The following is a 2500-nucleotide window of genomic DNA, read 5'->3' as shown; positions in this document are numbered from 1 at the left end:
TTCATCTACCTCGTTCTTTTGTAACTCCGTACAGAGTGTCCTACAACCCCAAGAGGCAAGCCTCTTGGTTTGGGCTAATCCCGTTTCGCTCGCCGCTACTCAGGGAATCGCATTTGCTTTCTCTTCCTCCGGGTACTTAGATGTTTCAGTTCCCCGGGTCTGCCTTCTCATATCCTATGAATTCAGATATGGATACCACTCCATTACGAGTGGTGGGTTTCCCCATTCGGAAATCTCCGGATCAAAGCTTGCTTACAGCTCCCCGAAGCATATCGGTGTTCGTCCCGTCCTTCATCGGCTCCTAGTGCCAAGGCATCCACCGTGCGCCCTTTCTAACTTAACCGTTAAAAAGAATCACTATGTGATATCTTGTATTACTAATTGAATGTGATGTCTACTGTTATCTAGTTTTCAAAGAACACGTTTCGAAGGAATGATCCTTCAAAACTAAACAAGACAGGGAACGTTCTGTTTATAAGACCTAAGGTCTTATATTCCGTATAATATCCTTAGAAAGGAGGTGATCCAGCCGCACCTTCCGATACGGCTACCTTGTTACGACTTCACCCCAATCATCTGTCCCACCTTCGGCGGCTGGCTCCTAAAAGGTTACCTCACCGACTTCGGGTGTTACAAACTCTCGTGGTGTGACGGGCGGTGTGTACAAGGCCCGGGAACGTATTCACCGCGGCATGCTGATCCGCGATTACTAGCGATTCCAGCTTCACGCAGTCGAGTTGCAGACTGCGATCCGAACTGAGAACAGATTTGTGGGATTGGCTTAACCTCGCGGTTTCGCTGCCCTTTGTTCTGTCCATTGTAGCACGTGTGTAGCCCAGGTCATAAGGGGCATGATGATTTGACGTCATCCCCACCTTCCTCCGGTTTGTCACCGGCAGTCACCTTAGAGTGCCCAACTGAATGCTGGCAACTAAGATCAAGGGTTGCGCTCGTTGCGGGACTTAACCCAACATCTCACGACACGAGCTGACGACAACCATGCACCACCTGTCACTCTGCCCCCGAAGGGGACGTCCTATCTCTAGGATTGTCAGAGGATGTCAAGACCTGGTAAGGTTCTTCGCGTTGCTTCGAATTAAACCACATGCTCCACCGCTTGTGCGGGCCCCCGTCAATTCCTTTGAGTTTCAGTCTTGCGACCGTACTCCCCAGGCGGAGTGCTTAATGCGTTAGCTGCAGCACTAAGGGGCGGAAACCCCCTAACACTTAGCACTCATCGTTTACGGCGTGGACTACCAGGGTATCTAATCCTGTTCGCTCCCCACGCTTTCGCTCCTCAGCGTCAGTTACAGACCAGAGAGTCGCCTTCGCCACTGGTGTTCCTCCACATCTCTACGCATTTCACCGCTACACGTGGAATTCCACTCTCCTCTTCTGCACTCAAGTTCCCCAGTTTCCAATGACCCTCCCCGGTTGAGCCGGGGGCTTTCACATCAGACTTAAGAAACCGCCTGCGAGCCCTTTACGCCCAATAATTCCGGACAACGCTTGCCACCTACGTATTACCGCGGCTGCTGGCACGTAGTTAGCCGTGGCTTTCTGGTTAGGTACCGTCAAGGTACCGCCCTATTCGAACGGTACTTGTTCTTCCCTAACAACAGAGCTTTACGATCCGAAAACCTTCATCACTCACGCGGCGTTGCTCCGTCAGACTTTCGTCCATTGCGGAAGATTCCCTACTGCTGCCTCCCGTAGGAGTCTGGGCCGTGTCTCAGTCCCAGTGTGGCCGATCACCCTCTCAGGTCGGCTACGCATCGTTGCCTTGGTGAGCCATTACCTCACCAACTAGCTAATGCGCCGCGGGTCCATCTGTAAGTGGTAGCCGAAGCCACCTTTTATGTTTGAACCATGCGGTTCAAACAACCATCCGGTATTAGCCCCGGTTTCCCGGAGTTATCCCAGTCTTACAGGCAGGTTACCCACGTGTTACTCACCCGTCCGCCGCTAACATCAGGGAGCAAGCTCCCATCTGTCCGCTCGACTTGCATGTATTAGGCACGCCGCCAGCGTTCGTCCTGAGCCAGGATCAAACTCTCCGATAAAGTAGTTTGACTGACTACGCACATCGCTGTGCGATTTTTTAAAAACTGAATTAACAGGTACGTTTTGTCTTGTTTAGTTTTCAAAGATCATTTTGTTTGTTTGCTTTGTTAAAGCAACTTTATTAGTATACAACGTCACTTCTTCAAAGTCAACAACTTTTTTAAAAAAATTACACTAACGTGCAATTGCTTGGCGGCGTCCTACTCTCACAGAGGGAAACCCCCGACTACCATCGGCGCTGAAGAGCTTAACTTCCGTGTTCGGTATGGGAACGGGTGTGACCTCTTCGCTATCGCCACCAAACAAATTGAGAGTGTTCTCTCAAAACTAGATAACAGGTGTGACATCATTCAAAAATATGGTTAAGTCCTCGATCGATTAGTATCTGTCAGCTCCATGTGTCGCCACACTTCCACCTCAGACCTATCAACCTGAT

Annotated in this window: 4 rRNA genes (2 of these 4 cut by a window edge); all 4 read right to left on the bottom strand. The window is 50.4% G+C overall.

Going from position 1 to position 2500, the window contains the following annotated elements:
• Positions 1-343: ribosomal RNA gene (locus NST79_RS01090) — 23S ribosomal RNA — on the bottom strand; it reaches 2585 nt to the left of the window's first position.
• A 170-nt stretch (positions 344-513) separates the two neighbouring features.
• Positions 514-2063, bottom strand: a 16S ribosomal RNA gene (locus tag NST79_RS01085).
• A 188-nt stretch (positions 2064-2251) separates the two neighbouring features.
• Positions 2252-2367: ribosomal RNA gene (gene rrf, locus NST79_RS01080) — 5S ribosomal RNA — on the bottom strand.
• A 55-nt stretch (positions 2368-2422) separates the two neighbouring features.
• A 23S ribosomal RNA gene (locus NST79_RS01075) occupies positions 2423-2500 on the bottom strand; it runs 2850 nt beyond the window's last position.
• Together the 16S, 23S and 5S rRNA genes form the textbook arrangement of a ribosomal RNA operon.

Source organism: Bacillus sp. PS196 (assembly GCF_037963555.1).
In the GTDB taxonomy this organism is placed as follows: domain Bacteria; phylum Bacillota; class Bacilli; order Bacillales; family Bacillaceae; genus Bacillus; species Bacillus subtilis.
The sequence above is the reverse complement of the archived record's forward strand: the minus strand, read 5'-3'. Positions and strand labels throughout refer to the sequence as shown.